The 5,425-nt window shown below is 34.6% G+C and carries 5 protein-coding genes and 1 riboswitch; all 5 genes read right to left on the reverse strand.

Going from position 1 to position 5,425, the window contains the following annotated elements:
- A partial coding sequence (locus V7122_RS25575) for a glutathione peroxidase (RefSeq protein ID WP_335530138.1) occupies positions 1 to 407 on the reverse strand: 407 nt, incomplete at its 3' end.
- 86 nt (positions 408 to 493) lie between these two features.
- On the reverse strand, positions 494 to 931 hold the full coding sequence (locus tag V7122_RS25580; RefSeq protein ID WP_335530140.1) for a GNAT family N-acetyltransferase: 438 nt from the start codon (positions 929 to 931) through the stop codon (positions 494 to 496).
- Between the two features lie 459 nt (positions 932 to 1,390).
- Positions 1,391 to 1,831: a CoxG family protein gene (locus tag V7122_RS25585; protein ID WP_335345376.1), complete on the reverse strand. Its 441-nt coding sequence runs from the start codon at positions 1,829 to 1,831 to the stop codon at positions 1,391 to 1,393.
- Positions 1,832 to 2,271: 440 nt separating this feature from the next.
- A complete protein-coding gene (locus tag V7122_RS25590) occupies positions 2,272 to 3,840 on the reverse strand; it encodes a PAS domain-containing sensor histidine kinase (RefSeq protein WP_335530142.1) in 1,569 nt (522 codons plus the stop codon).
- Between the two features lie 328 nt (positions 3,841 to 4,168).
- A riboswitch (cyclic di-GMP riboswitch) is annotated at positions 4,169 to 4,253 on the reverse strand.
- 722 nt (positions 4,254 to 4,975) lie between these two features.
- Positions 4,976 to 5,392 carry an NAD(+)--rifampin ADP-ribosyltransferase gene (gene arr, locus V7122_RS25595; RefSeq protein WP_335530144.1) on the reverse strand — a complete coding sequence of 139 codons (417 nt, stop codon included), beginning with the start codon at positions 5,390 to 5,392 and terminating at the stop codon, positions 4,976 to 4,978.
- Positions 5,393 to 5,425 lie beyond the last annotated feature (33 nt).

Below are 5,425 nucleotides of genomic sequence, written 5' to 3' on the forward strand. Positions count from 1 at the left end.
TTCCCTTTTCGGTCCACTAGAAATTTGGTAAAATTCCATTTGACCGCTTGTGAGCCTAATGCTCCTTTAGCTTCCTTTTTTATATATTGATAAAGTGGGTCTGCATTTGCACCATTTACGTCTACTTTTGCAAACATTGGAAAACTCACATTGAAATTCAAATTGCAAAACTGCTGAATTTCCTCGTTCGTTCCTGGTTCCTGTTGACCGAATTGATTACAGGGAAATCCTAGAATCTCCAATCCTAAATCACGGTACTTATCATACAGCGCTTGTAACCCCTTATACTGTGGGGTAAAGCCACACTTGCTCGCCGTATTGACGATAAGAACGACTTTTCCTTCATAACTAGACAACGGCTCTGTCTGACCGTCGATTTTCTTTACTGTAAAGTCATACACGCTCATTATTATTCACATCCCTTTCAAGATATCAATTAATTGCACTAGTCATTTAAACATCATCTTCACCAAGTTTAGCATGAAAAACCATGCTATAAATTTCTTCTAAATGAAAAACACCATTTATCGTAATTAAATTTTTCTTCGTAGAATCTGTGGGCATCTATTCTTTGGACTCCCGATTCCAAAGCCACATACTCTGCCCCATTTTCTTTCGCCCAATTATGAATATATTTTAGTAGTCTTTCTCCATATCCAAGAGATCTGTGAGAAGCATCTGTTACCAAATCATATATAAAAACATGACGTTTACTATAAAAGTTCACCCTCAAGCTTAAGCCAGCTAAAGCCACAATATTATTATCAGCAAATAATGCAAATAGACGATATCCATCTTCTTTCATCTCACTAAGCAAATCAATGTATGTCCCTTCCTCTAAATCTGAACGAAGCTGCTTCATAATCGGGAATGCTTCTTTCCATTGTACCGTAGTTGTTAACTCAATAATCTTCTCTGTTGAAACTCTCATCACGAATCCTCCGTTAATCCCTATTAAGTTCATGTTCTACAAAAAAATTAAAAATACCTCCATTTAACCTCTAAATAGTCTCCTAGTTTAGCATTCCTACAGAATCGCATCTAAATATTAATATATGTATCCGCTTCTAGAACTCTTACTTGATTACCAATCAACGTAAAAGTAACACAAAATATTACTCGATTAACAAAGCAAGCCTTATGAAGTCAATGGACTTCTTAAATATAATTATGTAACTGTAAAATCCCTTGAAATATTATGTCTGAGAGCATTTAAGGTACCGGTTAGATTTCACAATTTTAATAAGAAAAAAGAGGCCCTCCATTTTTGGACGACCCCCTTTCCGCTAATGATATAACTGCTAGTAAAACTCTTTATCATTACTTTAGTTACCATCTTTGCTTCAGAGGAGGTATTTCCAAGTATGAAGCGATTTTCAATCTTTGAAAATTATGCGAATACGGCAATTTTACGTGCGATAGATTCTGTTAAACGAGATGCAACTTTAGGAACTGCCCATTTTATAATTGGTGTTAACACCGCACCTGATAATCCGCCTGCATGGACTTCCACGGTACAAGTCATGATTGTCTTACCAATTCTATCTTCTGCAGTAAAATGACCGCTTCCTGTAAAATTATCTGATAAACCTTTTAGTTCAAACTTAATATTTGAAGGTTCATTCCATTCGGTAATATCTACCTGCGCTCGTATTGTTTTTTTAATACCTTTCACACTACCTTCAAATGTCCAAATAGATTGATTGTCATTTATGATTTCATGCTCTTTATAAGCTGGGACAGTTGTTGCCCATTTTTCAAGATCACTGACATAATCCCAAACTGCTTGTACATCTACTGGAATTTCTACTGTATGTGTTCCTGTTGCCATGATGATCCCCACTTCCACTATGTATGAATTGTAAATTTATATATCTACAAAATAATTATTACATAAAAAGCATAAACTTACATCACTAATTTTAATAGCTTTCTTCTTCCAATAACCTGATTATATAAAGAACTCAAATCTTCTAAATTTGGCTTTTACATAAAGAAAGAGCGCTATTCTAAAATTGCGCTCTTCTCAGGAAGATATCTATTTATGAATGATTGATTCCTTCATAGTATAAATTTCATAAGCAAAATATCAAATTAAATAGCCTGCTCCAGTTTCAATAATTAACTCGTTATTTAATGATCCGGATGGGTATACTCTGCACCTCCTGGTACTATGCTTGTATCAATCAAAGGAGGTGCATTTCCTGTCCCGTAACAAATCTCGGGACAAAAGTCAGTTCCTCGGCCCTTTTATTTAGGATTGCTTCTCCCCTACTTCGAACTTATCGGGAATGACAGGACCGGTTCACCTTTCCCAATAGGTAAAATAACATCAACAATGGTTCCTTCATTTATGGTGCTTTCTAACTTTATGGTGCCCCCATGTTCTTGGACAATTTTATGACTAATCATTAACCCTAATCCCGTTCCTTTTTCTTTCGTACTATAAAAAGGCTCACCGATACTTTTTATTCGATCTTCAGAAATGCCGCATCCTTGGTCAATAAACCTAAATCTTATATTATCTGATTCGTATCGCATCGTTTGAATTTCGATTTCGCCTCCATTTGTCATGGCTTCCACAGCATTTTGAAGAATATTGACAAAAACCTGTTTCATTTGATGCTCGTCACAATGAATAATTGGTAATTCAGAATCAGACACTAGTACTATATCAATATTCTTTAATTTGGCATGTGCATTAATTAATGTAACAACATATTGCAAAAGTGCATTAATATCAGTCGGTGCCAATTTACTGGCATGTGGTTTGGAAAGTGACAAGAATTCTTGTATTATTTTTTCTATACTATCAATCTCAGACAACATAATTTCAAGGTAGTTTGGTTTATGTAATTCCTTTTGCATAAGCTGCAGAAAACCCTTTATCGAAGTAAGAGGGTTCCTTATTTCGTGTGCAACACCTGCAGCCAATTGTCCTACTAGGGAAAGCTTTTCCGTTCTTCGTATAAACTCATCCATCTTCTTTCGCTCAGATATATTACGACCTACAATAACAAAATGCTCTAATTTATCATTCTCCCCAATTACAGGGGTTCCCTGAGCTTCTAAGTAAACCCAATCTCCATCAGCATTTTCACACCGAAACTCGACTTGAAATGGTGATTTAGTTGAAATTTTTTGAAAAAAAAGTTCATATAACCGCAGAGAATCCTCAGGGTGAACCAAATCAAAGGCCAATACTCCTTCATACTTTTTTGGATCATATCCCAATACCTTTTCATGCGAAGGGGATGCATATATTACTCTTCCATTTATATCCCAGAGTCCAACCAAATCCAACATGTTCTCTGTAATTAGACGATAATTGGCCTCACTCAGTTTTAGAGCTTTTTCTACCCGCTTCCTTTCGGTAATATCTACACATGAACCAATGATCTCAACCACGTGCCCCTTCTTTCGAATAGGTCGTAACGATGACATGTAGGAAACGCCATTTATTACCCCTTCGTACGTTACATGATCTTCACCTTGCCAAGCTCTCCAATAATATTGAATAACCGCTTCAGCATCAAGTTGCGGGAGAAAATCACGTAATTCCTTTCCAATAATCCTCTTAGGAGAAAGATCCATTCGATAAAGTAACCTTCCTTCACACAGAGTATGAATAAATCTATCGCCATCCTTAATAAACTTAAAAAGCATCCCTTGCTGCTGGCTTATTGTTTCCACTAACTCTTGATTGGAAGCCTTTAGAGACTCCACTTTCCATCTTTGATTGGATAATTCATGCAGAAATTTCACCTTTATACGAGACCAAAAGAAGACAAGTGTGCATACAATTACCATTGCAAGTGCAAAACATATAATAAGCTTCATTTTAATATCACCTCAAAACTTTACACTTTGTATGTTATGTAATCTCTTTTTCAAGAAAACACGGTATTCCATGTATCAAATATAATCATATTTAGTACGTTAATATTTTTATACAGTCCTAAAATAACTATACAGTTCTATTAACTAAAGAAAACTCGCCGCTTGGCGAGCCTTAAAAGGCAAAATCAGAAGTCTAGTTGCACTTATTACACCGATTTCAGGAAAATAATATGGTGTTCACTCTGACTACGGCATTCTATCCATCGTTCTTTAACGCGCAAAAAATCCACCTATAAAAGGTGGAATAACTTAACAAATATCCATCTTCATCGGTAGCTCAGCCATCTTAGCAAAAATGCCTTAGATCCGTAGCTTTGCGTCCCTGCCTTTCGATAGGTTTGCCATTATCGAAGCATTATTTTATGTATATGTACTCACTCCAAGTATAACATCAAAGCTTTTGAGAACCAATTCCTTTAATACAAAATATTATATGATAATAAATATGAAGGGGTATTCTTTCAATTGTTAACAACGTTTATCGGAGAAAGGATATAGTAGAGCCAATAATATCAATCTTAAGTAAATCTTATAATAATAATTATAAAATAACAATTTAGGCTATTACCATCCTAACGGTAATAGGAGATCATTCCATTGACATCCTTCCGTCTCCCTTCTTCTTTGTATTGTTTCATAACAACAACCGGGGCAGCGTTAAGTTGAAGAATGATACGAAATAATAGTTATAAATTATCCTATGATAGGTAACTTCTTAAGGGAAGGAACTAAATTATGTGGAAGAATAATATTAAGACGATATCAAAGTTAAAGCACAAGTAACTAATGATGAAATATCTTATGAAGACTTCAGGAAGTAAAGCAAATAAGAAAAGCCCTCAATTATTTAGTTACGGGTTCGGATGACAGGAAGAAAACATTAAATAACAACCGGATTGGGGACGCAATTCATATTTTAATTACCGTCCCGTTTTTTGTTTATATATCAATGCTTTGTTAACTTTTAACACAATAATTGGCATATCAATTCGAATGTAATTTGGAGACACCGCATTAATTTATGCGGTGTTGTTAATATCTGCGCTAAAAATGTTGCGAATTGTATACTTAAGGATTAATCGTATATTACAGCTTTTCCTTGTTCACGTAACTTTTTTAATGATGAAAGCATATGATTTATTTCTTCATCGGAATGTCTTTCCCATGAACCTAATTCAGCTATTATTTTCAAAGGAGATTTAGACCTATAAGAACGTGTTGGGTTTCCAGAAAATCTTTTGTTAGTTAAGTTCGGATCATTTTCAAAATCACCTAATGGTTCTACAATATAAATTCTTTCCTTTGATTTAGATGTTGCTAATTCAGCACCCCATTTAGCAGCATCTAATGTTGCAGTAAAATATATATAGTTAGATTTTTTATCTTGGTAATTTGATAAGTGTTGTGGTTCTAATAAATCTCCAATTTTTAGTTCCGCTTTAGTACCATGAAAAAAAGGACCATTATCTAAAACATCTTTTTTGTCATTCATACTGATACACCTCTTATATTTTTAGATTTGTGT

It is taken from the genome of Bacillus sp. JJ1532, assembly GCF_036965085.1.
Lineage (GTDB): Bacteria > Bacillota > Bacilli > Bacillales > Cytobacillaceae > Cytobacillus.